The sequence below is a fragment of the Paenarthrobacter sp. YIM B13468 genome, assembly GCF_042788025.1.
Taxonomy (GTDB): domain Bacteria; phylum Actinomycetota; class Actinomycetes; order Actinomycetales; family Micrococcaceae; genus Arthrobacter; species Arthrobacter aromaticivorans.
On the sequence record NZ_JBHZPI010000001.1, the window covers coordinates 33,620 to 58,494 of the forward strand.

At 62.6% G+C, this 24,875-nt stretch carries 19 protein-coding genes; 14 read left to right on the forward strand and 5 right to left on the reverse strand.

The window, feature by feature from the left end; translation table 11 throughout:
- The first annotated feature begins 23 nt into the window (after positions 1-23).
- A complete protein-coding gene (locus ACFX4T_RS00195; RefSeq protein WP_377650428.1) occupies positions 24-1,013 on the forward strand; it encodes an SDR family NAD(P)-dependent oxidoreductase in 990 nt (329 codons plus the stop codon).
- A 44-nt stretch (positions 1,014-1,057) separates the two neighbouring features.
- Here the strand turns inward: ACFX4T_RS00195 and ACFX4T_RS00200 are convergent, their stop codons facing one another.
- The gene (locus tag ACFX4T_RS00200) at positions 1,058-2,377 is read right to left on the reverse strand and encodes a glutamyl-tRNA reductase (protein ID WP_216924092.1); all 1,320 of its coding nucleotides are present in this window, start codon (positions 2,375-2,377) and stop codon (positions 1,058-1,060) included.
- A gap of 159 nt (positions 2,378-2,536) precedes the next feature.
- On the opposite strand from ACFX4T_RS00200, the gene hemE reads away from it, so the two are divergent.
- From hemE to ACFX4T_RS00250, 10 genes are all read left to right on the forward strand, one after another.
- A complete protein-coding gene (hemE, locus tag ACFX4T_RS00205) occupies positions 2,537-3,664 on the forward strand; it encodes a uroporphyrinogen decarboxylase (RefSeq protein WP_377650429.1) in 1,128 nt (375 codons plus the stop codon).
- 5 nt (positions 3,665-3,669) lie between these two features.
- Entirely contained in the window at positions 3,670-5,163 is a 1,494-nt protein-coding gene (hemG, locus tag ACFX4T_RS00210) for a protoporphyrinogen oxidase (protein ID WP_377650430.1), read from the forward strand.
- Between the two features lie 72 nt (positions 5,164-5,235).
- Positions 5,236-5,937 carry a hydrogen peroxide-dependent heme synthase gene (hemQ, locus tag ACFX4T_RS00215; RefSeq protein ID WP_216924089.1) on the forward strand — a complete coding sequence of 234 codons (702 nt, stop codon included), beginning with the start codon at positions 5,236-5,238 and terminating at the stop codon, positions 5,935-5,937.
- Positions 5,934-7,157, forward strand: a complete 1,224-nt coding sequence (locus ACFX4T_RS00220; RefSeq protein WP_377650431.1) for a ferrochelatase — start codon at positions 5,934-5,936, stop codon at positions 7,155-7,157. The genes hemQ and ACFX4T_RS00220 overlap by 4 nt, the downstream gene beginning before the upstream one ends.
- Positions 7,154-8,140 (forward strand): hydroxymethylbilane synthase, encoded by a 987-nt coding sequence (hemC, locus tag ACFX4T_RS00225; RefSeq protein ID WP_216924087.1) that lies wholly within the window; start codon positions 7,154-7,156, stop codon positions 8,138-8,140. Before ACFX4T_RS00220 ends, hemC begins: the two co-directional genes overlap by 4 nt.
- Position 8,141: 1 nt before the next feature.
- The gene (locus ACFX4T_RS00230) at positions 8,142-9,050 is read left to right on the forward strand and encodes a uroporphyrinogen-III synthase (protein ID WP_377650432.1); all 909 of its coding nucleotides are present in this window, start codon (positions 8,142-8,144) and stop codon (positions 9,048-9,050) included.
- Positions 9,047-10,027 (forward strand): porphobilinogen synthase, encoded by a 981-nt coding sequence (gene hemB, locus ACFX4T_RS00235; RefSeq protein WP_377650433.1) that lies wholly within the window; start codon positions 9,047-9,049, stop codon positions 10,025-10,027. The genes ACFX4T_RS00230 and hemB overlap by 4 nt, the downstream gene beginning before the upstream one ends.
- Complete coding sequence (locus ACFX4T_RS00240; protein ID WP_377650434.1) at positions 10,027-11,142, forward strand: LLM class flavin-dependent oxidoreductase; 1,116 nt, start codon at positions 10,027-10,029, stop codon at positions 11,140-11,142. Before hemB ends, ACFX4T_RS00240 begins: the two co-directional genes overlap by 1 nt.
- Before the next feature lie 54 nt (positions 11,143-11,196).
- Positions 11,197-12,516, forward strand: coding sequence for a glutamate-1-semialdehyde 2,1-aminomutase (hemL, locus tag ACFX4T_RS00245; RefSeq protein WP_377650435.1), 1,320 nt, complete (start codon positions 11,197-11,199; stop codon positions 12,514-12,516).
- A 111-nt stretch (positions 12,517-12,627) separates the two neighbouring features.
- The gene (locus ACFX4T_RS00250; RefSeq protein WP_377650436.1) at positions 12,628-13,908 is read left to right on the forward strand and encodes a glycoside hydrolase family 3 N-terminal domain-containing protein; all 1,281 of its coding nucleotides are present in this window, start codon (positions 12,628-12,630) and stop codon (positions 13,906-13,908) included.
- A gap of 142 nt (positions 13,909-14,050) precedes the next feature.
- On the opposite strand, the gene ACFX4T_RS00255 is transcribed toward ACFX4T_RS00250, so the two are convergent.
- The 4 genes from ACFX4T_RS00255 to ACFX4T_RS00270 all read right to left on the reverse strand — a co-directional run bounded on the left by ACFX4T_RS00255 (position 14,051) and on the right by ACFX4T_RS00270 (position 17,546).
- Positions 14,051-14,788, reverse strand: a complete 738-nt coding sequence (locus ACFX4T_RS00255) for an amino acid ABC transporter ATP-binding protein (RefSeq protein ID WP_223946447.1) — start codon at positions 14,786-14,788, stop codon at positions 14,051-14,053.
- Complete coding sequence (locus tag ACFX4T_RS00260) at positions 14,785-15,549, reverse strand: amino acid ABC transporter permease (RefSeq protein ID WP_377650437.1); 765 nt, start codon at positions 15,547-15,549, stop codon at positions 14,785-14,787. Before ACFX4T_RS00260 ends, ACFX4T_RS00255 begins: the two co-directional genes overlap by 4 nt.
- Before the next feature lie 12 nt (positions 15,550-15,561).
- Entirely contained in the window at positions 15,562-16,512 is a 951-nt protein-coding gene (locus ACFX4T_RS00265) for an ABC transporter substrate-binding protein (protein ID WP_216924079.1), read from the reverse strand.
- Positions 16,513-16,835: 323 nt separating this feature from the next.
- Positions 16,836-17,546 (reverse strand): 3'-5' exonuclease, encoded by a 711-nt coding sequence (locus ACFX4T_RS00270; protein WP_377650438.1) that lies wholly within the window; start codon positions 17,544-17,546, stop codon positions 16,836-16,838.
- 66 nt (positions 17,547-17,612) lie between these two features.
- On the opposite strand from ACFX4T_RS00270, the gene ACFX4T_RS00275 reads away from it, so the two are divergent.
- Genes ACFX4T_RS00275 through ACFX4T_RS00285 form a run of 3 tightly spaced genes read left to right on the forward strand, consistent with a single transcriptional unit; the run spans position 17,613 to position 24,873 of the window.
- Positions 17,613-18,029, forward strand: a complete 417-nt coding sequence (locus ACFX4T_RS00275) for an MGMT family protein (protein ID WP_223946445.1) — start codon at positions 17,613-17,615, stop codon at positions 18,027-18,029.
- The gene (locus ACFX4T_RS00280; RefSeq protein ID WP_377650439.1) at positions 18,026-21,343 is read left to right on the forward strand and encodes an ATP-dependent helicase; all 3,318 of its coding nucleotides are present in this window, start codon (positions 18,026-18,028) and stop codon (positions 21,341-21,343) included. Before ACFX4T_RS00275 ends, ACFX4T_RS00280 begins: the two co-directional genes overlap by 4 nt.
- Positions 21,340-24,873 carry an ATP-dependent helicase gene (locus ACFX4T_RS00285; protein ID WP_377650440.1) on the forward strand — a complete coding sequence of 1,178 codons (3,534 nt, stop codon included), beginning with the start codon at positions 21,340-21,342 and terminating at the stop codon, positions 24,871-24,873. Before ACFX4T_RS00280 ends, ACFX4T_RS00285 begins: the two co-directional genes overlap by 4 nt.
- Positions 24,874-24,875 lie beyond the last annotated feature (2 nt).

Here is a 24,875-nt window from a genome sequence, read left to right on the forward strand (position 1 = left end):
CCTGATCTGTGCGAAGCTCAAGCATGAGCGGAGAATTTACAGAAACGCCCCAACACCCCATCGGCTCAGGTTTTGGGCATGGCTCAACTGCCATGGAAGTAGTCGAAGGCCTTGACTTGACGGGTAAGACGGCAATTGTCACTGGCGGTTATTCCGGGCTTGGACTGGAGACTGTGAGGGCTTTGGCCTCCGCCGGGGCGACCGTTACCGTTCCGGCGCGCAGGCTCGAACACGCACAGAAGGTACTGGCAGATGCAGGTTTGGCGGACGCCGTGGAAGCGGACGCCCTGGACCTCGCCGACCAAGCTAGCGTCAGGGCCTTCGCAGCGCGCTACCTTGACCGGCACGACACCCTGGACATCCTGATAAACAACGCAGCGATCATGGCAAGCCCAGAGCATCGCGTTGGGCCTGGCTGGGAGGCACAGTTCGCCACGAACCACTTGGGGCATTACACGCTGGTCAACCTTTTGTGGCCTGCACTGCTCGCCTCCGGGAACGCGAGGGTTGTGTCCCTTTCGTCCACCGGCCACAAGCTCTCACCCCTCCGCTTTGACGACATCAATTTCACCTCAGGCTATGACAAGTGGCGCGCCTACGGGCAGGCCAAAACCGCGAATTCGCTCTTCGCCGTGGAGCTGGACCGCTTGGGCCGGGATTCAGGGGTCCGTGCTTTCGCAGTCCACCCCGGAGGGATCATGACCGAACTCCAACGCCACCTGCCTAAAGAAGAAATGGTGGCTGCGGGGTGGATGGACGCGGAAGGAAACCTCCGGGAAGGTTTCAAGACGCCGGAGCAAGGGGCTGCGACGTCTGTCTGGGCTGCGACGTCCCCGGCTTTGGCTGGCATGGGCGGTGTCTACTGCGAGGACTGTGACATTGCTGAACCAACGGACAAGGAATCGCCCCTGGCAAGGTACAGGGGAGTCGACGGACACGCGATTGACAGGGCGGATGCCCGGAAGTTGTGGGAACTATCCGCTGAGCTGACAGGCGTGAACGCCTTCGGCTGAAAGCATCGCTGGAGCCCCGTGCGCATTCCGATGGAGACGGGTTTTCAGGCGCTTTCGGAGCGGAGTTGCTCGTGGTCTACGGGGCATTCTGCAGCAGCAGGAGCCTGGGGCTGCTCCACTTGGATGCCGTACAAGGCTTCCAGGGCGGCCACGTAGTCATCTTGTTGTCCGTTGGCAGCAAGTTCGCGGGCGCGCACCGTTGGAATGTGCAGGAGCTGCTTGACCATTCGGCGCAGCGCAAACTCCACCTCTTCGGCAGCGGCGGTGCAACCGTGGCGGGCGCGGACTTTTTCCATCTCAGCGTCCAGCACATTCATGGTGTGGCGCCGCAGGGCAACGATCGCGGAGTCCACGGAGCGGGATTCGCGTTCGGCTTCAAATGCCGATGCAGCGCCATTGACGATCTCGCTGGCATGGGACAGGGATTCCGCCTGTTCCTGGGGTGCAGCCAGACGTACGGACTCAAGCGTGAGGAGTTCGACGCCGTCGAGCTCGCCTACTGCGGGGTCGAAGTCATGGGTGAGCGCGAGATCGATCGCGATGAGTGTTTTACCGGAATTTGCCCTGACCCGGGCAAGATCCTCGGCTTCAACGCGCGTGTCCGAACCGCTGCATCCGATCATGACGTCGGCTGCGGCAACCGCAGCCGGAAGGCTGTCGGCGTCGAGCGCTGTGCCCCCGCGGGTAGCGACGAAGCCCTCGGCGCGGCCTGAGGAAGAGTAGACGGAAACATCGGTGCATCCGCGTTCGCGGAGCAAGGACATGGTGGCGCCGGCGTAGGCGCCCGTTCCGAAGACGACTACCTTCTTGGCAGACCAATCGTCACTGTCAGAGAGGTCCGTTGCCAGATCCAAGGCTACAGAGACGATGGAAAGGCCGCGCGAGCCGAGGGCCGTTTGGGCGCCAACGTCTTTTGCGGTCTTGGATGCAGCCTGGAAGAGGCGGACGAGTCCAGAACTCGCAGTGCCTTCCTGCTGAGCGGTGATCAGGGCCCGGCGGACCTGGCCGGCTATTTCGCGTTCGCCCACCACGGCAGAGTCCAAGCCGGCGCTTACAGCGAAGAGGTGCCGCGTGACGTCAGGTCCCGTGTGCGTGCTGAAGGAGCGGGACACGAGTTGTTCGTTGAGGCCGCTCAATTCGCTGATCTGGGAAACCAGGGCCGACCGGGCGGCTTCGAGGCCTGCTCCGTTGGCTGTTTCGCCGTAGATCTCATAGCGGTTGCAGGTTGCCAGGACTACCGCGCCGGAGACCATCGGGGATCCGGAGAGGGCCGAAGAGGCAAGCTCAGAGGAACCGTTGCTCAGCTGAGCAACGGTTTCGAGGTCGATGTCGGCGTGTGTAGCCACCAATGAGAAAAGAACCACAGCAACCCAATCATAGCTTTTTCGCAGGCCGGTAGAACAATGCGGCGCAGTGGGAATTCACACGCGGTTCTGTGATCCCCGCCACTCCACCGGTTGGAGGGGTAGGACGTGACAGCCTGTCGTTATCTTTTGGCCGGGATTTTCGGCACAATCAAAGGCATGACTTCTAGCGCGGCAGCATCCAATAGTACGGCCACCAACGCCCCTGCAGGCGAACCTGCCGGCAAACTTGGCGCGGATCACCCGTTGATGGACGGCCGTACGTCGGACTCCCCGCTCATCACCGCCTACCGGGGCGGCAAGCCGTCACGCAGGCCGGTATGGTTCATGCGCCAGGCTGGCAGGTCCCTGCCGGAATACCTGAAGGTCCGCGAGGGCGTTGCCATGCTGGACTCGTGCCTGCGTCCCGAACTGGCCGCGGAGATCACCCTGCAGCCGGTTCGCCGCCACGACGTGGATGCCGCCATCTTCTTCTCCGACATCGTTATCCCGCTGAAGCTCGCAGGCGTTGGCGTGGACATCGTTCCGGGCGTGGGTCCGGTCCTGGACAAGCCCGTACGGACAGCCGCCGATGTAGCTGCCCTTCCCAAGCTGACCTGGGAAGCACTTGAGCCCATCCGCGAAGCCGTTCGCCTGACGGTGGCGGAACTGGGTAAGACTCCACTCATCGGGTTCGCCGGCGCGCCGTTCACGCTCGCCGCCTACATGGTCGAAGGGAAACCTTCGCGGGACCACCTCGGCCCCCGGACCATGATGCACGCGGACCCCGAAACCTGGACAGCCCTCGCCAACTGGGCAGCGGATGCTTCCGGAATGTTCCTTCAGGCACAGCTTGAGGCCGGGGCGTCAGCCGGACAGCTCTTTGACTCCTGGGCTGGGTCCTTGGGCCTGGCTGATTACGCCAAGTACGTCGCTCCTGCATCGGCGCGGGCGCTGGAGCACGTGCGCGGGCTGGGTGCCCCGCTGGTGCACTTCGGTACCGGCACGTCCGAGCTCCTTGTCGCCATGCGCGACGTCGGTGTGGACGTTGTGGGAGTGGACTACAGGCTGCCGCTGGATGAGGCCAACCGCCGTTTGGGTGGCACGGTGCCGCTCCAGGGCAACGTTGACCCCGCCCTTCTCCCGGCCCCGTGGGAGGTCCTGGAAGCGCATGTCCGCGAAGTCATAGCCGCGGGCTCTCACGCTCCAGGCCACGTGGTGAACCTGGGCCACGGCGTGCCCCCGGAGACGGACCCGGGTGTCCTGACGCGGGTCGTGGAGCTCATCCACTCGATCCCTGCAGAGTAGGACGCATGCGCGGGGGACACGTCCACGGCAAGACGAAGGAAGCAGCCACAACGCAACCATCGCCTAGGCCTACCGCTGTCGTGATCGGTGGCGGCATTTCCGGCCTTCTGGCTGCGCGGGAACTGGCAATGGCGGGAACCTCGGTGACGATCCTCGAGGCGAGCGAGGCTTGGGGTGGTTGCGTCGGAAGACACACGGTAGCCGGCTTGTCATTGGACAGCGGGGCCGAGTCCTTTGCTACGCGGTCCACGGCAGTCGCCGATCTGGCGCGCGAACTCGGGCTGGAGGGCCAGATCGTTTCCCCGCACCCGGGCGGCGCCTGGGTGCAGTTACCGGATGGGCCGCAAGAGCTGCCCAAGACTGGAATTCTTGGTATCCCGGCCAGTCCTTGGGACCCCGAAGTGAGGCGTTCGCTTGGCCTCTCCGGAGCCCTGCGTGCATCCCTGGACCGCTGGCTGCCCGCTTCGCTTGGCACAACACCTGAGGTCACCAGCGTGTCCTCACTGGTCCGCGCCCGCATGGGCAAAAAGGTCCTGGAGCGGCTGGTTGCTCCGGTGGTGGGTGGCGTTCACTCCGCCGATCCCGGCCTCTTGGACGTCGACATGGTGGCCCCGGGCCTCCGCGTCGGCCTGAAGAAGCACGGGTCCTTGGCTGCTGCTGTTGCTGCCCAGCGCAAGGCAGCCCCCGGCTCTGGTGCCGGGCCCGCGAAAGCGGGTTCCGCCGTCGGCGGCTTGAAGGGTGGCATGAACACCTTGATTTCCGCGCTGGTTAAGGACCTCCGGGACCGCGGCGTGGACATGCTGAGTGGAAAGCGCGCTGACAGCGTATCGAAAACGAGCAACGGCTGGCGGGTCACCGCCGGTGACGCCACGTACGACGTCGGTCGGCTGGTAGTAGCGCTCGATGGTCCCGCTGCCGTGGGGCTCCTGGAAACGGCGGTACCGGAACTGTCCGGCCTGCGGCCTGCTCCCGGACCCTTGGTGAGCTTGGTGACGATGGTTGTCGACCTTCCCGAACTGGACCGACGGCCCCGTGGCACCGGAATCCTGGTGGCCCCCCAGACCCCGGGTATCCGGGCTAAGGCCTTGACGCATGCCACTGCCAAATGGGATTGGCTGGCAGAGGAGGCCGGGCCGGGCACGCACGTCCTGCGCCTTTCCTATGGCCGCCGTGAGGATGCCGATGGGGGAGCGCCGGATGTTGTCATGGACGATGAAGAGTTGCTGGCCGCAGCGCTCGATGATGCTTCCGCGTTGTTGACGGTCCCCGTTACGCGCGCGGACATTGTTGATTGGGATGTGGTTCGCTGGGCAGGTGCCTTGCCGTTTGCCGCCGTCGGTCATAAACAGCGCGTAGAGCAGGTCCGGAAGGTGTGCGCCGCAGCCGATGGCCTAACGGTAGTTGGTGGTTGGTTGGCAGGTAATGGCCTTGCCGCAGTGGTGGCGGATACCCGCTCGCAGCTCGCCCAAGGCAGCAGAGATAATCACCCAATTTCGTGATTTGTGTCACTTCTACGTCTTGTAGAAGTGATCCGTTTCGACTTAGTGGCTAGCACGGGGCAAACTTGAACCATGAGCCACACTTCTGCCGAATCTGTCACTAAAACTGCTGGAACCGAAGAGCAGTTCTTTACGCTCTGGACCGTCTTCAAGCGCTCAGCCGACGTCCTGCGCAGCGGCGATGCTGCCCAGGAATTTGAAGCCCTTGAAGGGAAGCTCGCCGAAGAAGGCGTGACCCTGCGAGGCAGCTACGACGTTTCCGCCATGCGCTCGGATGCCGACATCATGGTGTGGCTCCACGGATCCAAGCCGGAAGACCTTCAGTCAGCCGTGCGTTCCATTCGCCGCAGCAAGCTCTTCGCCGGCACCGAGATCGTCTGGTCCGCCATGGGTGTCCACAGGGAAGCCGAGTTTGCCAAGAGCCACGTCCCGGCCTACGCGAGGGGCGTTGAGCCCAGCACCTGGCTGTGCGTTTATCCGTTCGTCCGCTCCTACGAGTGGTACCTGCTTCCCGCGGAAGAACGCGGAAAGATGCTGCGCGACCACGGAATGCTGGGTCGGGAGTTCCCGCAGGTCATATCCAACACTGTTTCCTCGTTCGCGCTGGGTGACTGGGAGTGGATCCTGGGCCTGGAGGCACCTGAACTCGTCGACCTCGTTGACCTCATGCGCCACCTTCGCGCAACCGACGCCCGCAACCATGTCCGCGAAGAAATTCCGTTCTACACAGGCCGCCGCGTGACTGCTGCCGAGATCGCAGAGGTCCTCGCATGAGTGGCCTTGGTGTCTCCACCATCCCCAACGAAGTCACCGAGCGTGGCCGCCAGGAAGCAAAACAGTACGACGCAGTGCTGCTCGCATCCTTTGGTGGTCCTGAAGGCCAGGAAGATGTCATTCCCTTCCTCCGCAACGTCACCCGTGGCCGTGGCATCCCGGATGAACGCCTTGAAGAGGTCTCCCACCACTACCGCGCGTTTGGGGGTATCAGCCCCATCAACCAGCAGAACCGTGAACTGAAGGCCGCGATCGAGGCCGAGCTGGCTAAACGCGGCATTGAGCTTCCGGTCTTGTGGGGTAACCGGAACTGGGACCCGTACATCGCTCCGGTCCTGCAGGATGCCTACGACGCCGGCCACCGCCGGATCCTGATGCTCACCACCAGCATCTACTCCTGTTACTCCAGCTGCCGCCAATACCGCGAAGATATTGGCATCGCCCTCACCGAAACGGGTCTGGACGGCAAGCTCGAGGTGGACAAGATCCGCCAGTACTTCGACCACCCCGGCGTTGTGCAACCTTTCCTTGAAGGCACCGCAGCCGGTCTCGAAGAAATCCGCGGCAAGCTGACCGCTGCCGGCGAATCCGATCCCGATTCAAAAATCCGGGTCTTGTTTGCCACCCATTCCATTCCCACGCGCGACGCCGAAGCAGCCGGAAGCTCCGAGGACGAGCCGCGCGAATTCGCAGAAGGATCTGCCTACGCGGCACAGCACCTGGCAAACGCCCAGGCCATCATGGATGCCGTTGCCCCGAACGTGGCTTGGGACCTCGTGTACCAATCCCGCTCCGGCGCGCCGCACATTCCTTGGCTGGAACCGGACATCAACGATCACCTCGAAGAAATCGCCCCCGAAGGCGTACGCGGCGTGGTGATCGTTCCCCTCGGCTTCGTCAGTGACCATATGGAGGTTGCCTGGGACCTGGACACCGAAGCCCTGGAGACCTGCAGGAACCTGGAGATGGAAGCCACCCGCGTCCCCACCCCGGGAACGCACGCGGCCTTTGTTTCCGGTCTGGTTGACCTGATCTGTGAACGCACAGTGGATAACAACATCGCCGATCGTCCCCACGTTACGGACCTTGGTCCTTGGTACGATGTCTGCCGCCCCAATTGTTGCGAAAACTTCCGGGGAGCAAAGCCGGTTATTGCCGAGGTCGGTTCCACTATCGGCGTTGGGCACGACGCTTACACCTCCTCGGAGGTCGGCAAGTGACCATCCGCATTGGCACCCGGGCCAGCAAGCTTGCGCTGACCCAGACCCAGCAGACGGCCGATCGGCTGGCAGCTGTTGGCGGATTCCCGGTGGAATTGGTGCATATCAAGACCGAGGGCGACGTCAAGACCGGCTCGCTGTCACAGATGGGCGGGACGGGTGTCTTCGTGGCGGCCCTGCGCGATGCCTTGCTTGCTGAAACCTGCGATGTCGCTGTTCATTCTTTGAAGGACCTGCCCACGGGGGCTGCAGTTGGTCTGAGCATCGCGGCTACTCCCAAGCGCGTGGATGTCAGGGATGTGTTGTGTGCCCGGGATGGCCTCACCCTTGCGGAATTGCCCGGTGGCGCCAAGGTAGGTACGGGTTCACCCCGGCGTGCTGCGCAGCTAAGGGCTGCCCGGCCTGACATTGAGGTGCTGGATATCCGTGGCAACGTGGACACGCGCCTGGGACGCGTCCCCGGGCTTCCCGGCAACGCCACCGACGAAGTTGTTCCCGGCAAGTCCTGCGACTTGGACGCCGTTGTGCTCGCAGCGGCTGGGCTGGAACGGATGGACCGGCTGGACACCGTGAGTGAGTTCTTCGAGACCGATGTCATGTTGCCTGCCCCGGGCCAAGGCGCACTGGCCATCGAATGCCGTACGGAGGATGCCCCGCACGTGGAAGGCCCCAATGGTGTTCTCGCCCAGGCTCTAGCTGCATTGAACGACGACGACACCCGGCTTGCCGTGACAGCTGAACGTGCCGTCCTGGCCCGGCTGGAAGCGGGTTGTGCCGCGCCGGTGGGCGCTTATGCCTTCAGGAAGGGCAGCATGCTGCATCTTGAAGCTGTTGTCTGCGCCGTTGACGGCACCAAGACAGTTCGCGAGAAGAAAGCCACCGATGGCCTGACCGAAGTAGGGGCGACGTTGCTCGGCATCGAAGTTGCGGAGCTCCTGCTCGCTGCTGGTGCCGCGGAGATCGCGGATCTTGCAGCGTCCTGATGTGACTCAAGCATCGGCTTTGGCAGGTCGGCGGGTCCTGATTACCAGGAGCGCCGACCGTGCCCGGCCACTTGCTTCGCTCCTGCACACGCTCGGAGCGGAGCCGTTGGTGCTTCCCCTCATCGATTTCGAGCGGGCTGAGGACCAGGCTTCCCTCGACGCCGCCCTGGACCAGCTGTCCGCTGGATATTTTGACTGGATGGTGATCAGCAGCATCACCACCGTGCGCGTCCTGCTCGAAAAGGCTGCGGAGCGTGGCACGCTTCCGGTAGATCTCGTGCCATCCCGGACCCGCGTGGCCACGATCGGGCCATCATCACGGCGGATCCTGGAAGCTATCGGCCTGACCGTCTCGCTGGCGCCCACTGACATGCAATCCGCCGAAGGCCTTCTCGCCTTATGGGAACCGGCACCTGCGCGTGTTCTTCTCCCGCAAGCAGATATCGCAGGCCCCGGTCTGCGTGACGGATTGGCCGCCAAGGGCGCAGACGTAGCGTCCGTGACCGCCTATCACACGGTGGACTATCCGGCCCGGACGGGACTGCGCCTCGAAGCCGAACTGCCCGCCGTCGTCTTGCATTCCGGCAATTCTGCGTTCGCCAGTTCTGCCTCCGGCACTGTTGGTTCCCGTAGCGGACAGCCGCAGGAAATGACTCCCTCGGAAGCCCGCGCGGCCATTGACGCCGGGATGCTCGACGCCGTCGTGGCCGCTTCCCCCAGTGCCGCCCGGCGGATTGCGCAGACCCTTCTGCCCTTGGGCAGGTGCCGATTCATAGCCATTGGCCGTCCGACGGCGGCAGAGGCCGCCCACCTCGGAATCACCGTCGGAGCCACGGCCAAAGAACCTACCCCGGACGGCATCGCGGCCGCCTTGGAAACAGTATTCGCCAATGAAGGGAACCCCAGATGAGCTTTCCAAACCACCGTCCCCGCCGCTTGCGCACAACCCCGGCGATGCGCAGGCTTACGGCAGAAACACGTCTGGCCCCGGCAGACCTCATACTTCCGGCCTTCATCCGTGAGGGCCTCAGCGAGCCCAGCCCGATTAGTTCAATGCCCGGCGTCGTCCAGCACACCACTGACACCCTCAAGCGCGCAGCTGCGGAAGCCGTGGAGCTTGGGGTGGGCGGCATCATGCTGTTCGGCGTACCAGAGGTTCGGGACGCACGGGGCACGGCATCCTTGGACCCGGAAGGTGTCCTGAACAAGGCCATCCGGGACGTTAAGGCCGAAGTAGGCGATGACCTCGTGATCATGGGCGATGTCTGCCTGGACGAATTCACCGACCACGGACACTGCGGCGTCCTGGATGCCGAAGGATACGTGGACAACGATGCCACCCTGGAGATCTACGGTCAGATGGCCATTGCCCAGGCGGAGGCGGGCGCCCATGTGTTGGGACCTTCGGGCATGATGGACGGACAAATCGCCGTCATCCGCCAGGCTTTGGAGGATTCGGGCCACAAGAACACCGTTGTCCTGGCCTATGCGGCCAAGTACGCCTCAGCTTTCTACGGCCCGTTCCGTGAAGCGGTGGACTCCCAGCTGAAGGGCGATCGCCGAACCTACCAAATGGACGCAGCCAACCGTCGCGAAGCCATTCTCGAAGTGGAATTGGACCTTGAAGAAGGCGCTGACATGGTCATGGTCAAGCCAGCCATGAGCTACCTCGACATCCTCGCGGATATTGCGGCAATGAGCCCCGTACCCGTCTCGGCCTACCAAATCTCGGGGGAGTACGCCATGATCGAAGCGGCAGCTGCCAACGGCTGGATCGATCGGCGCGGCGCCATCACGGAGTCCGTGCTGGGCATCAAGAGGGCCGGAGCCGATACCGTCCTGACCTACTGGGCCTCCGAACTGGCAGGCTGGCTGAAGGAGTCCTGATGACCGCAGTGCCTTCCGAATCGGAATTTCCATCTGCATCCAGGGCTGACTCCGACCCCACCGCACCCGTGGGCGCCGCCGAGATCCTGCTCGGCCTGAACACCTTCGGGGACGCAGGCCTCGATGCCGACGGTAACCCGAAGGAGCACGCCCAGGTTCTGCGGGAGTTGCTTGAGGAAGCAAAGCTGGCTGACGCCCTGGGCATTCATGCTTTTGGCGTGGGAGAGCATCACCGCCGCGATTTTGCCGTATCTGCTCCCGAGGTCTTCCTCGCGGCAGCTGCCGCAGTGACATCCCGCATTCGGCTCGGATCGGCCGTGACAGTACTTAGTTCGGATGATCCGATCCGGGTCTTCCAACGTTTCGCCACCGTTGACGCAATCTCCAACGGCCGGGCCGAGGTCATGTTGGGCAGGGGCTCATTTATTGAGTCCTTCCCATTGTTCGGACTGGACCTTGCGGACTACGACGTCCTTTTCGAAGAAAAGCTTGAGCTCTTTGACAAAGTAAGGGCCCAGAAGCCGGTTCATTGGGAAGGGCGGACCCGCCCCAACGTGAACGGACTCCAGGTTTACCCGCGTTTGCAGCACCATTTGCTGCCGGCATGGATAGGTGTGGGTGGGACACCCGAATCTGTGTTGCGGTGTGCGGAATATGGCTATCCGATTATCTTCGCGATCATCGGGGGAGAGCCCCGCCGTTTCGCTCCCCTTGTCAATCTTTATCGCGACGCAATGGCCAAATACGGTCACTCGATGCGACAGATCGCAACACACTCACCCGGCTTCATTGCAGACACTGACCAGGATGCCCGGGAAGAACTCTTTCCGCATTGGCTCGAGCAGCGCAACAGAATCGGGGCCGAGCGCGGCTGGGGTCCGGGAAACCGGGGGGAATTCGACGCAATGTGCGGCCCGGAGGGCGCTCTCTATGTGGGTTCTCCCGAGACTGTGGCCCGGAAAATCGCCCTGCTTAAGCGCAACCTCGGCGTGGACCGCTTCGACCTCAAATACAGCAACGGCACCCTGCCGCACGGATCCATGATGCGCTGCATCGAGTTGTACGGCACTGAAGTGGCCCCACGGGTCGCTGAGCTGCTGGCGGACGCCTCATAACTGCGCTTCTGAATCACCGAAAGACGCTTCTGAATGACTGAAAGAATAGGAACCATGACTTCAAACACCCCTGTGTCCGACCAGCTTTTTGATCGTGCCCAGTCCTTGATGCCCGGCGGAGTGAATTCGCCCGTGCGTGCTTTCGGATCCGTTGGCGGCACTCCGAAATTCATGGTTTCGGCCAAGGGCGCGTACCTCACTGACGCTGATGGCAAGGAATACGTGGATCTTGTCTGCTCGTGGGGCCCGGCCCTGCTTGGCCATGCCCACCCCGCCGTGCTCGACGCCGTACACGCTGCTGTGGACCGCGGCCTGTCCTTCGGAGCATCCACCCCGGCTGAGGCCAACCTCGCCGAGATCGTGAAAGAGCGCGTGTCCGCCGTCGAACGCCTGCGCATGGTGTCCACGGGCACTGAGGCCACGATGACGGCGGTTCGCCTCGCCCGTGGCTTCACCGGCCGCAACCTGATCATCAAGTTTGCAGGGTGCTACCACGGCCATCTGGACGGCCTACTGGCAGCCGCAGGTTCCGGCCTCGCGACGTTGGCCCTCCCGGGTTCGGCCGGCGTCACGGCAGCCACCGCCGCTGAGACACTTGTTTTGCCTTACAACGACCTCACAGCTGTCGAAGCTGCCTTCGCCAAGCACGGCAACAACATCGCGGCCGTGATTACCGAAGCTGCCCCGGCAAACATGGGTGTTGTGACCCCGGGCGAGGGCTTCAACGCTGGGCTGTCCCGCATCACCGCGGAACACGGGGCGCTCCTCATCCTCGACGAAGTCCTCACCGGTTTCCGGACTGGTTACGCCGGCTACTGGGGACTCACGGGCCGTCAGGAAGGATGGGCGCCGGACCTGCTGACCTTCGGCAAGGTTATTGGAGGGGGAATGCCGACGGCGGCCCTCGGCGGACGTGCCGACGTCATGGATTACCTTGCACCCGTGGGTCCGGTGTACCAGGCAGGCACGCTGTCAGGAAACCCTGTGGCCATGGCTGCCGGTGTCGCAACGCTTACCCATGCCACGCCTGACGTCTATGCCTATGTGGACGCCCGCTCGCTGGAGCTGTCCGCCGCTCTTTCGTCCGCCCTTGATGCAGAAGGCGTGGACCACTCCATCCAGCGTGCAGGCAACCTGTTCTCGGTTGCGTTCGGTACCTCCACCCACGGCGTGCACAACTACGACGACGCCCAGGGCCAGCAAGCTTACCGCTACGCACCGTTCTTCCATTCGATGCTTGACTCCGGCGTCTACTTGCCGCCGTCAGTCTTCGAGGCCTGGTTCCTGTCCGCGGCTCATGACGACGCTGCCATGAACAGGATCGTTGACGCACTCCCGGCTGCTGCGAAGGCTGCAGCCGCCGCGATCGCCTAAGTCAAGGACAACGCGGCGCCCCGGCCGGCTGGTCGAAGCAGGCTGGGGCACTGCGACTTCCCGGGGTAGGCTCGTAAGGGAAACCCAACCCCAACGAATTCACGGTTTACCATGCGCAGAATCCAGTCAATTGCATCCCTTGGTGTAAGGGCCGCGGCGGCCGGAATCCTGGTCACTATGGTGCCTGGTTGCTCAAGCGGAAATGAAACCGCGAGCCCCACAACTGCACCGGTTTCGCCGTCTGCAATTACCCCCTCGCCGACGAATACCCCTGTTCCGGGCAAGGCCACGTCCAGGGCGTCGAGCCAGCCCAAGGACTCCCCGGCACCTTCGGCAGCACCTACCCCCGAAGCAATGTCCACGGCGCAACAACAGCTGGCCAGGCTAAGCCTCGAGCAACGTGTTGGGCAGCTCTTCATGGTTGCCGCGAAGGCGACGGGTGCGGAGCCGGGCACCATGGAAGCACTCACCAAATACCACGCAGGGAACGTCTACTTGAGTGGTCGCAGCAAGGCCGGGACTGCTGCCACAGCTGCCGTCGTGGCGTCCCTCACCGGGACGGTTTCCGCTGAAACTACCGGTGGGCTGCCTCTTTTCGTGGCCACTGACCAGGAAGGTGGATACGTCCAGGTCCTGGCTGGTCCGGGTTTCTCCGCCATCCCTGCCGCGTTGGCGCAGGCCGGGGCTGGTCCCGTGAAGCTGCGGGCAGACGCCACTGTTTGGGGGAAGGAACTCCGTAGCGCTGGCGTCAACGTCAATCTGGCTCCGGTCCTTGATACTGTGACGAGCCCTGGGTTCGCGCCATCCAATGCGCCCATCGGACAATTCCAACGCGAGTATGGATATGTACCGGGGCAAGTGTCCAACCTCGGAAACGCTTTTGCCCAAGGCATGAAGGATGCCGGGGTTGCACCGGTCGTGAAGCACTTCCCAGGTCTCGGCCGGGTAGTTCCCAACACCGATGTCAGCCAGAACGTCAGGGACACTGAAACTACGCGGAATGACCCTGCCCTGGAGCCATTTCGGACAGCCATTACGAACGGCGTGCAATGGGTCATGGTGTCCAATGCCTACTACGACCAAATCGACCCCGCCAACATCGCGCCGTTCTCACCCGTGGTCATGGGGCAGATGCTTCGCGGCGACGCTGGCTTCAAAGGCATTATCCTCTCGGATGACGTCTGTAGTGCAGCACAGTTGAAGCCGTGGACCACCGCGGACCGCGCTATCAACTTCTTCGCAGCGGGCGGCACGATGCTGGTATGCGCGGACCCGGGAAGCATCCCCGCGATGTATGGCGCCGTCCTCCAGAAAGCGCAGTCCGAGCCGGATTTCCGCAATAAGGTGGACGCTGCGGCCCTGACGGTGTTGTCTGTGAAACTCGGGAAGTAATGCTGGAAATAAGATAAGGGGGCGGAGACTGGCTGGTGCCCCGCCGCCATTGCGCTTAATGCAGGAAACCCCGCATCCCTGACTTTCACCACTAGGGCGAAGGTCTGGAGGCGGGGTCTGCTGTTTGGCTGCCTTGCGGGGACTAGAGGACGTCCGAGAGGAAGCCTTGGAGCCGCTCTGTCCGGGGGTCGTTGAACAGCTGCTCCGGCGGACCGGATTCCACAACTACGCCAGCGTCCATGAACGTCACCACGTCTGAGACATTGCGGGAGAAGCCCATCTCATGGGTAACCACCACCATGGTCATGCCTCCCTGTGCAAGATCGGTCATCAGGGCAAGTACGCCCTTGACGAGTTCCGGGTCCAGCGCGGAAGTGGCCTCATCGAAAAACATGACCTCGGGCTTCATGGCAAGCGCACGGGCAATGGCTACGCGCTGTTGCTGTCCACCCGAAAGATTGGCAGGGCGGGCATCGGCCCTGTGCTTGAGGCCCACCAGGTCCAGTTGGGCCAAGGCTTCCTCACGCGCCTGTTCCTTGGACATTCCGCGAATCTTACGCAGCGCCAGGGAGATGTTCTCGGCCACCGTCTTGTGGGGGAAGAGATTGAACTGCTGGAACACCATGCCGATACGACGCCGGAGCTCGTCGGGATTGTCCTTGAGGACGGAACGTCCATCCAACAGGATGTCGCCCTGGTCAGGTTCGATGAGCCGGTTCATCACACGGAGCAGCGTTGACTTGCCTGAACCCGAGGGACCGATGACCGAAGCCGTGGTGCCCTTCTCAACGTGCAGGTCAATGCCCCGCAGGACATGGTTGGTGCCGAACGACAAATGGATGTTCTTTGCCGTCAACGTTCCGGATGTAAATTCGCTCATGCGTGGGCTCCCTTCCCGACGACCGCCGCGGCATCGTCCGGTTCTTTCTTTTCAGGCCTGCCTGAACGGAAGCGGGCATCAATCCAGTTCACGAAGTGCGTGAGCGGAATAGTGAGTACCAGGTAGAAGATGGCCGCAGCCACATAGGGCGAGAGGTTGCCGCTGGTCGCAGCCGCGTCCTTGCCGATCTGGAAGATCTCGCGCTCCGTAGCCAGCAGGCCCAGGAGGAAGACGAGGGAGGATTCCTTGATCAGGGCAATGAATTGGTTAACCAACGCAGGAAGCACCCGGCGGATGCCTTGGGGAACCACTACCAAGCGCATGGAAGCGCCGTAGCCGAACCCCAAGGCGCGGGACGCTTCGAGCTGTCCCTTGTCCACGCTCTGGATACCGGATCGGAAGATCTCGCCGATGTAGGCCCCCGACATCAAAGACAGCGCTGCGATGGCCATAGGGTAGGGGCTCGTGGAACCGGTCAGTTCACGGATGATGGGGCCAAAGCCGAATCCGATGACCAGAATGGTCAACACGGGCGGAAGTCCGCGGAGGACGTCCGTATAGATGCGTGCAATCCACCGGGCCGGGGCGTTCCGGGAAATCCCCATCAGGGCCAGGGCCATGCCCAGCAGGGTCCCGATAATGCCCGAAATGATAGCGAGCACCAGGGTGTTCGGCAGGCCGACGGCGAACATCTTGGGTACGACTTCGCCCATCGCCTCCCAGTCAAGGAAGGTGTCAGAGAGTTGCTTGAGGATATCCATGGAACGCCCGGGTTACTTGGCCGGAATCTGGACGGCCTTGCTGCCCGGCTTCCAGCCCTGCGGAGTCTGCTCGGCCGCGGTGGGACGGTCGGTGTACCACTGGGAGGTGAGCTTGGTCCACGTACCGTCAGCAATGACGGCGTCCAGGCCGGCGTTCAGCGCATCGAGGAGCGGCTGGTTGTCCTTGTTCACGGCGTAGGCCGTGAAGTTCTGCGTGTTGACAACCTTTTCGGCGATCTTGGTGCCGTCGCCGTCCTTGACCTGGCCGGAAGCCTGCTGGGAGGGGGCCACCCAAGCGTCGATCTGACCGTTCTTCACGTTGCCATAAACGGTGTTGTAGTCAGGGAAACGCACGGGCTCGAGCTTGAGAGTGTTCGTGACATAGTCATCCTGAACGGTGCCTTGGACGACGCCGATCCGGACGCCTTCCTTGAGGTCGGCGAAGCCGGTGACCTTGGCGTCGCTCTTGGTCACGACGGCCATGTAGCCAAAGTCGTAGCCGTTGGTGAAGCCGACGGTCTTTCGACGGGCATCCGTGGTGGAGATCGAGGAGGATCCGACGTCGAACTGCTTGTTTGCTACCTGCGAGAGCAGGGCGGAGAAGTCGGTCGACGCAAACTCCACCTTCAGGCCAAGCTTGTCGCCGATGGCGCGAAGGAGTTCGTTGTCATAACCCGTGAACTTGCCCGAAGGATCGATGAAGATGTTCGGCGGCGCATCGGACAGGGTGCCGACGCGCAGCGTGCCATCGGTGACGAGGCCCAACTTGGACTTGTCGATCTTGTCCAGCGGCGTGACGTCCGCGGTGGTGTACTTGTCCAGGGTCTGCTGGTCGCTGCCGGCGAGGGCATCGGTGGGCGAGCCGCTGGGCTGGGAGGATCCTCCGCCGCATGCTGCCAAGGAGATCACCAGGGCCGCGGCTACGGGAGCAGCAGACAGCCACTTGAGGGCTTTGAATTTCATGAAGAAATCACTTTCGTCGGGTCACAGAGACGTTCGCGGTGGGCGGGGAACGTGGCAACAAGTATGGGGATGGCTGCCCTAGCAGACTTCAACCCGCCAAACTTAATTATGTCACCAGCCCACGAACGAGAGGTGAATCGAACAAGTGATTGCTCTGGCTCGTTTTTTCCGAAGAAAGTTCCTACAGAGAACCCTGAGCTCCCCGATCTATTCCGGCGATGGGCAAAGTGATGGAATCCCTGCGCACAGCGCTCGTGCTTGAGGAGCTTCGGAATTCTTGTGACTTGCGTCCCAACTGCGGGTCGCCCGTGCCGGAACCTGTCTCAGAAGCCGCCTCGGCTGGCGTCCTCGGGTGGCAGTACGGGCCACTCGCCTTCGATCACAGCGGTGGGCTTGCTTCGCCGCAGATACTGCTGGAAGTCAGCAGCTTGGGATGCAGCCCAGTCCACCTGCAAATGGTGCAGCTTGGAGGCAGGCATTTGCAACTTGGGGAATTTGCCAGCCATGGCATCCAAAACGCGCAGCGTCGCCAACGCATCCGCCGCTGAGGTGTGGGCGTTGTCCAGGATCACGCCATATTCCTCACACAAAGCTGTCAAGGTGCGCTTGCCCTTGCGGTACCGGTCCACCTGCTTGTTCATCACATATGGATCCAGTACAGGGAAACGGGTCAATTGGGGGACACCATGCCGTGCTGACTCGGCAGCGAGCACCGTGAAGTCGTAGCTGGCGTTGAATGCAATGACGGGGGTGTCGTCGTCGAACAATTGCTGAAGAACCGCTGCCACCTCCCGGGTGACTTCGGCCGCTGGTCGGCCTTCCGCGCGGGCTTTCTCCGTAGTCACTCCGTGGACCTCGCTGGCCTCCAGGGGAATCTCCACCCCGGGGTCCGCCAGCCATTCATGCTCTCTGATGAGTTCTCCGTGTGCATCCACCACAGTGATTGAAGCGGTGACGATGCGGGCGGAACGGGAAATCTTCCCAGTGGTTTCGAGGTCGAAGGCAGCGCGGGGGAGGGTGTTCCAGGAGCTCATGTTTTCACGCTACCGGCTGGCACTGACAGTACTGGGCACGACACTCCTGCGGCTACGCTGGAGCACATGCGGATGGAGTATGTGACGGCGGTGCTGGCTGTCGTGGACCTTGTTCCGCCCGGCGCGGCCGTGTCATATGGCGACGTCGCTGAACTCCTTGGAGCCGGCGGACCCCGGCAGGTGGGGTCGGTGATGAGCCACTACGGCAGTTCCGTAGCTTGGTGGCGTGTCCTGCGGGCAAGCGGGGATGCACCGCCCGGCCATGAGGCAGAGGCCCTGCGCCATTATGTGCAGGAGTCCACGCCCCTGCACGGCGCCTTTGAGGAATTCCTGCGGACGGGTGAGGGCCGCTGGCGCGTGGATCTCGGAGCTGCACGATGGGCGCCAACTGATGCTGAGTTCGATCGAATTGATGTGATCTCGGACCAGTTGGAGCGTCAGCTCCATATTTTGTCGGTGCCCGATGATGAAATGACTGTGTGACCGCAACAGCTACCAAAACCCGCCAAGCCCCGGCAGCACTCCGTCTGCTTCCGCCGCGCGAGATTCACTACGCGGCGCCTGACCTGTCTCCGGACCAGGATGCGGTTGTGTCAGTCAGGCAAGGAGGCGGACCTGTTCTGGTTCCTGGGGGCCCGGGCACGGGAAAGTCCACCGTGCTGGTCGAATCCGCGGTCCGCCGCGTTAATGAAGACGGCGTGGATCCCGAACGGATACTTATACTCGCTCCTGGGCGGCACGCCGCGGCCGCCTTGCGGGACACCTTCACCGGCCGCCTGGACAGAAGCCTCAGTACGACGCCGGCACGCACCTGGGCGTCGTACGCCTTCGACGTCATCCGGCGGGCCAAAGCGGAGGGCGTCCTGCCGTTGCCCCGGCAGCCCAAGCTCCTGTCCGGACCGGAACAGGATCTGATCATCAAGGAGTTACTGGAGGGCCATTCCCGCCCTGGGCATCAGTTGCCCTGGCCCGAGGACCTCTCCGCAGCACTGCCTACCCGTGGCTTCCGCCACGAGATCCGCCAATTATTTGACCGCATTATTGAGTCCGGCCGCACTGCAGAGGACCTCGTGGGGCTCGCCTATGAATGCGGGCGTCCGGATTGGATGGCAGCCGCCGAGCTCTACAGTGAGTATCGGGATGTTTTGGACCTCCGAATGCCCGAGGCCTTCGATCCAGCGGGGATCATCACCACGGCACGCCAGATTTTTCAGGACTCGCCCGCTTTCCTCGCCGCTGAGCGCGACCGCCTGCAGCTGATTCTCGTGGACGATGCCCAGGAATCCAATCCTGCCGTGTTTGAACTCCTCGCGGATATTGCCGAGGGCAAGGATGCCGTAGTTACCTATTCGCCTGACACCGTGGTGCAGGGCTTCCGCGGAGCGCGGCCGGACCTTGTCGCGGAGCTGCCCCTGCTTCTCGAAGGAAGCCACGGGGTACTTGAGCGGCCATTGTGGACCACGCACCGTCATTGCCCAGAGGTGGCGCAGGCCTGGACAAGGGTTGCCGCACGTATCTCCCAACGATCCGGAGGCCAACGGGCCAGGCGCCTCGAACAGCCGGAGTCCCTCGAAGGCGTTCAGGAAATCAGCAACGGAGGGCGGGTGGAAGGGCATGTGCTGCCTTCTCCCGTCCATGAGCTCCGGTATGTTGCACAGCGGATTCTGGAAGTGCAGCTGCGCGACGGCCGGGACTTCGGTGATATTGCGGTCATCGTCCGCAATGGTGGACTGATCTCGCAACTCCAGCGCTACCTCAGTGGACAGGGAATTCCAGTGCGCGTTCCTGTGGCGGATTCTGCAGTCCGGGATGAGGTGGCCGTCCGACCCCTCCTTGAAGTCTTCGCTGTCATCCTTGATCCGGCCAAGCTCACTCCTGAAACCGCTGTTTCCCTCCTGACTTCGCGCATTGGTGGAGCCTCCGCCATTGAGCTCCGCAGCCTCCGTCAATCTCTCCGGCGCGAGGAGCTACTTGGCGGCGGCGGACGTTCCAGTGACGCTTTGCTGGTGGAAGCGTTGCTTGAACCGGGAGCGCTGGCTTCGTTGGGGATTGAAGGGAACCCTGCCCGACGACTCGCACGGATGATTGCTGCCGGCACCGCGGCCGCAGCCGAGCCTGGGGCCAACGCGGAATCCGTCCTCTGGGCGCTATGGCACGCCACGGGGTTGGCTTCGCGCTGGACTGACGCTGCGATGGAAGGTGGGAGTGCGGGGGCCCGCGCCGACCGCGACCTTGACGCCATGATGGCGCTGTTCCACACAGCGGAGCGATTTGTGGATCAACTGCCCGGCTCCGGCCCGGAACAGTTCCTCGATTACTTGTTGAACCAGGAACTTCCGATGGACACCCTGGCGGCAAGGGCCCAGCTTGAGGAATGCGTGGAAATCATGACGCCGGCCAGCGCCGCGGGCCGCGAATGGCCTGTGGTGATCGTGGCCGGCCTACAGGAAGGTGTCTGGCCGAACACCCGTCTACGCGGGGAACTCCTGGGCAGTACCCTGTTTGCGGACGCCGTGGAGCATGGAGTTGACTACGCGCTGGGCCGGGGCCCCCTCAGCAGGCTGAGGGACATTCGCTACGACGAACTCAGGAGCTTCTCTACTGCGGTCTCACGCGCCAAGGAGGTGCTCATCTGCACGTCTGTCTCCTCCGAGGACGAACAACCATCGGCCTTCCTGGATTACGTCGCACCGTTGGCTTCTGGCGAATACCGGCGCGATTACACCCCAGTGGATCGCCCGATGACGCTTCGCGCGCTGGTTGCTGAGTTGAGACAGCATGTTCAGGCTGACGATCAGGATGCCAAGAACGAATCGCCCACCGCACGCGAAGCAGCACGTGTGCTGGCCCGTCTTGCCTCTGTTGATCCACCCGTGGCCGGAGCACATCCGGATACATGGTGGGGCTTGGCGCCCTTGAGCTCCGGGGAAGCGGTTGTGCCTCCAGGAGGCACTGTGTCGGTATCGCCATCCAAGGTGGAGTCTGTTCATAAGTCCCCACTGGATTGGTTTGTGCAAGCGGCCGGGGGAGAAGCTGCTACTGACTTCGCACGGAGCCTTGGCACGCTGGTCCACAGCATTGCACAGGAACTGCCGGACGCAACAGGCGCGCAGTACGTTGCGGAACTTGTTCGGCGCTGGCCCACCCTTGGCATGAAAGACAATTGGGAAGGAAAGCTCGATTACCAGCGTGCGGAACTGATGGTGCGCAAATTGGCCCAGTACGTACTCATCATGCGCAGCGAAGGCAGGAGCCTGCTCGCCGTGGAGCACGACTTCGAAGTCCAACTTCCTGACGTCCACCTACGTTCTGTACGTCGGGACGAGGATGCGGATGATTCCGCCGCCACCCGGCACGCTGTGCTTCGCGGACAGGTTGACCGCTTGGAAATCGACGCCGAAGGCCGTTTGGTGATCGTCGATCTCAAGACCGGGAAACGCCAGCCGGGCAAGGCCGAAGTAGCCAGGCACCCTCAGCTGGGTGCGTACCAGGCAGCGGTGCTCAAAGGTGCATTTGAGGAAGCGGGCACGCTTGGGGAGTTTGGCAAACCTGTTCCAGGTGGCGCCGTTCTCGCGCAGCTGGGAACCAAGGCCAAGAGCCCCGGGGTTCAACAGCAGGATCCGCTCGAGCCCGACGACAACTGGGCAGAGGCTTTGGTCAATGAGGCCGCGGAACTCATGGCCGGCGCAACGTTCGAGGCCCGGCATGATCCGAGCAAAGCGGGACACGGCGGACATGGTTGCCGTCTGCCCGATGTTTGCCCACTGTGCGCCAGAGGAAAGCAGGTCACTGAATGACTACCGAACTTCTTGAAGGATCCGGGACAAGGGATGCCGGAATCCTGCATGTGGAGTCCGGGCTGCCTGTTCCCAGGTTCTCCCCGTCGGAGTTGGCAGACATTCTTGGCGAAAAGAACCACCCCACCGCAGAGCAGGCCAGCATTATTGCTTCCTCACTTACGCCACGGCTTGTGATTGCCGGCGCGGGCTCGGGAAAAACCGCCACCATGGCAGACCGCGTTGTGTGGCTCGTGGCCAATGGCTGGGTCCGGCCGGAGGAGGTCCTGGGTGTGACATTTACCCGTAAAGCTGCTGGCGAGCTGGCCAGCAGAATCCGGGCGAAACTGGCCACTCTCCAGCGCATAGCGACCGAGGACGACGGCAGCGTTGGCTTCCCCGAGGGGCTTCTGGGTGCCGACGACCTCGAACCCAAGGTGTCCACGTACCATTCCTACGCGAGCGGAATTGTTTCGGACTATGGATTGAGGTTGGGCATCGAGCGGGACGTCGTCCTGCTGGGTGGGGCCCAATCGTGGCAGTTGGCAAGCGAGGTCGTTGAGGCCTACGACGGCGAATATGAGCATTTCACCGCCGCAAAGTCGACGCTCGTCAATGCCGTCATCCAGCTGGCCGGCGAGTGCGCGGAACACCTGCAGGACCCCGCCACTGTCCGCGACTGGGTGCTGGAACGCGTTCAGTCCTTCGAGCAACTCCCTTACATGGCCGGTGCAAAGAAGAACACCACGCAGGCGGCAGGGGAACTCGCTTCCATGCTGCGCACCCGAGCCAGCGTCGCAGATATGGTTCTCCGGTACCAGGATGCCAAACGTCAAAGGGGAGTGCTGGATTTCGGTGACCTCGTGGCACTCGCGGCCCGCATTTCGCGGGAAATACCGTTGGCTGCGGCCACTGAGCGGGCACGCTACAAGGTAGTGCTGCTGGACGAGTTCCAAGACACTTCGCATGCTCAGCTTGTCTTGTTTTCGCGCCTTTTCGGGCAAGGTCATGCCGTCACCGCGGTGGGGGACCCGAACCAATCGATTTACGGATTCCGCGGCGCCTCGGCGGGACAGCTCTTCCACTTTGTGCAGGAGTTTCCCGTGAGGCACAACGATCAAGCATCTGGCGGAGAAGCCTATTCTGTGGCGCCAACGTCTTACCTGACCACGGCTTGGCGCAACGGTAGGAACATCCTCCAAGCGGCCAACGCTATTGCCGCACCCTTGAACAAAGCGGCAGCTGCCGACGGCCCCGCAGGGGAGAGGGACACCGCAAGTGGCGTTGCGGTTCCGCCGCTGGTGCCAAGTCCGTTCGCGGCCGAAGGCAGCGTTGTTATCGGTCGGTTCAGCACAGACGAAGACGAGGCTGGCGCTATTGCCCGCGACGTCCGGCGCTACCAGAGGACCGTCTTCGAGGAAGAGAAAGACGGTATTCCTGTTAAGCCAACCATGGCGGTTCTGTGTCGGAGACGTGCGCAGATGGAATGCATTCGGAGGGAATTCGAACTTCAGGGAATTGCCTACGAGATCGTCGGCCTCGGCGGTCTGTTGGACACTCCGGAGATAGTGGACTTGGTGGCAACGCTGCGGGTCCTGGCTGATCCTGGCCGTTCCGATGCATTGATGCGGCTTCTTGCCGGAGCCCGATGGCGCATTGGACCAGCGGACCTCATGGCCTTCAACGATTGGTCCCGTTTTTTGGCCAGGCGGAGGTCAGGACCAGGGAACACTCTTGAGGTCGCCGACGAGGACCCGGCGGCTGTGACGGTGGAAAGCGACATCACTGACGCCGCAAGCCTTGTGGAAGCCCTGGACTTCCTGCCGCGGCCGGGATGGACATCCGGACACGGGAGGACGCTGAGCCCTTCAGCCCTGGAACGATTGACGAGGTTGTCGGAGGAATTGCGCTCCCTTCGCACCTACATCGGGGATGACCTGACAACCTTGCTCGGCGAGGTTGAACGTGCCATGTTGCTGGATATCGAGGTAGCCGCAAAGCCTGGCGTCAGCATCCACCAAGCACGCCGAAACCTGGATGCCTTCCAGGACGCAGCAGCCGGATTCCTGCAGACTTCCCAGCGGATAGATCTCCTGGCATTCCTCTCCTGGCTGGAAGCCGCAGCCTCCGAGGAAGGTGGCCTGGACATTGCACCTCTTGAAACCAATCGGGAAGCAGTCCAACTCCTGACAGTCCACGCCTCCAAGGGGCTGGAATGGGACGTCGTCTTTGTCCCGGGGCTCAACGCAGGTTCCTTCCCCAGCAACAGGGACTCCCGATGGAGCAGCGGCGCAGCCGCCTTGCCATGGCCGTTGCGGGGTGACCGGGCTGATCTGCCGCAGTGGGATCTGGACCACAACGACCAAAAAGGGTGGTTGGACGCAGAGAGGGACTTCAAATCGGATGTTCAACATCATGGCGAAGCCGAGGAACGCCGGCTTGCGTACGTCGCCTACACTCGGGCCAAGTTTGTTTTGATGGTGTCCAGCTCAGCGTGGAACGGGTCCAGATCCGGTATGGCAGGGATGTCGTCGTTCCTTTCCGAACTGGCGCCACTCGCGGGAGTGTCTTCCTCGTCCGGGGACGCCCGCGCTGTCGGGACTGGGCGGAGCGTTGTTGTGGTCCACCCTGAGTCAGTAGCCGAAGAATCACTGCCCGATAGCAGTCCGCTCACCGCCACGTTGGAAGTGGCTCAATTTCCGTATGATCCACTCGAAGGCCCGTCCGATCCCCGCACCGGAGCCCGCATTAGGCTCGTTCCCGGCCGCCGTGCCGCCATGGAGCGGGCGGCAGCCCGGGTGCTTGAATTCATGGAGGAATGCGCTTCTCAAGCATCACCGGAAGCTTTGACAGGCAACCCGGGGCGGTGGTCACACGAAGCCCAGCTTCTCCTGGATCGCCGGCTCCAGGGAAAGCTTCATCAGGACGTGCACTTGCCCAGCCATATCTCGGCGTCTCTGTTCGTTGACCTTGGCGCCGATCCTGCAGCGGTGCTGGCCCAATTGCGCCGACCCGTACCCCGGGAACCAGGCATTTCGGCCCGAAAGGGAACAGCTTTCCACGCCTGGGTGGAGGAGTACTTCGGAACAACCGGCATGTTGGACATCGACGAAGCACCTGGCTCGGATGCCCATATCGACGAAGCGTACGGCTTGGATCACATGGTTGAAGCGTTCAAGCAGTCCGAGTGGGCGCATCGGGCTCCAGCGTTTGTGGAAGTGCCCGTGGAAACGAAGATCGGTGACGTGGTGGTCCGCGGACGTATCGACGCCGTTTTCCGCGACGCGGACGGGCGATGGCAACTCATCGACTGGAAAACAGGTCGCCGGCCTGCAGGCAAACAGCTTGCAGCGAGGGCCGTGCAGTTGGCTGTGTACCGTCTTGCCTGGGCGCGGTTGAAGGGCGTTTCCCTGGAGGAAGTCAGCGCGGCGTTCTATTACGTTGCGGAGGATGCTGTGGTGCGCCCGCATGACTTGGGCAGCGCCGAGGAACTCGAGCAGATCATCGCCAAGGCCCTCAAGAGCGATCCCGCAAGTGAGGCCTCAAAGTAGAA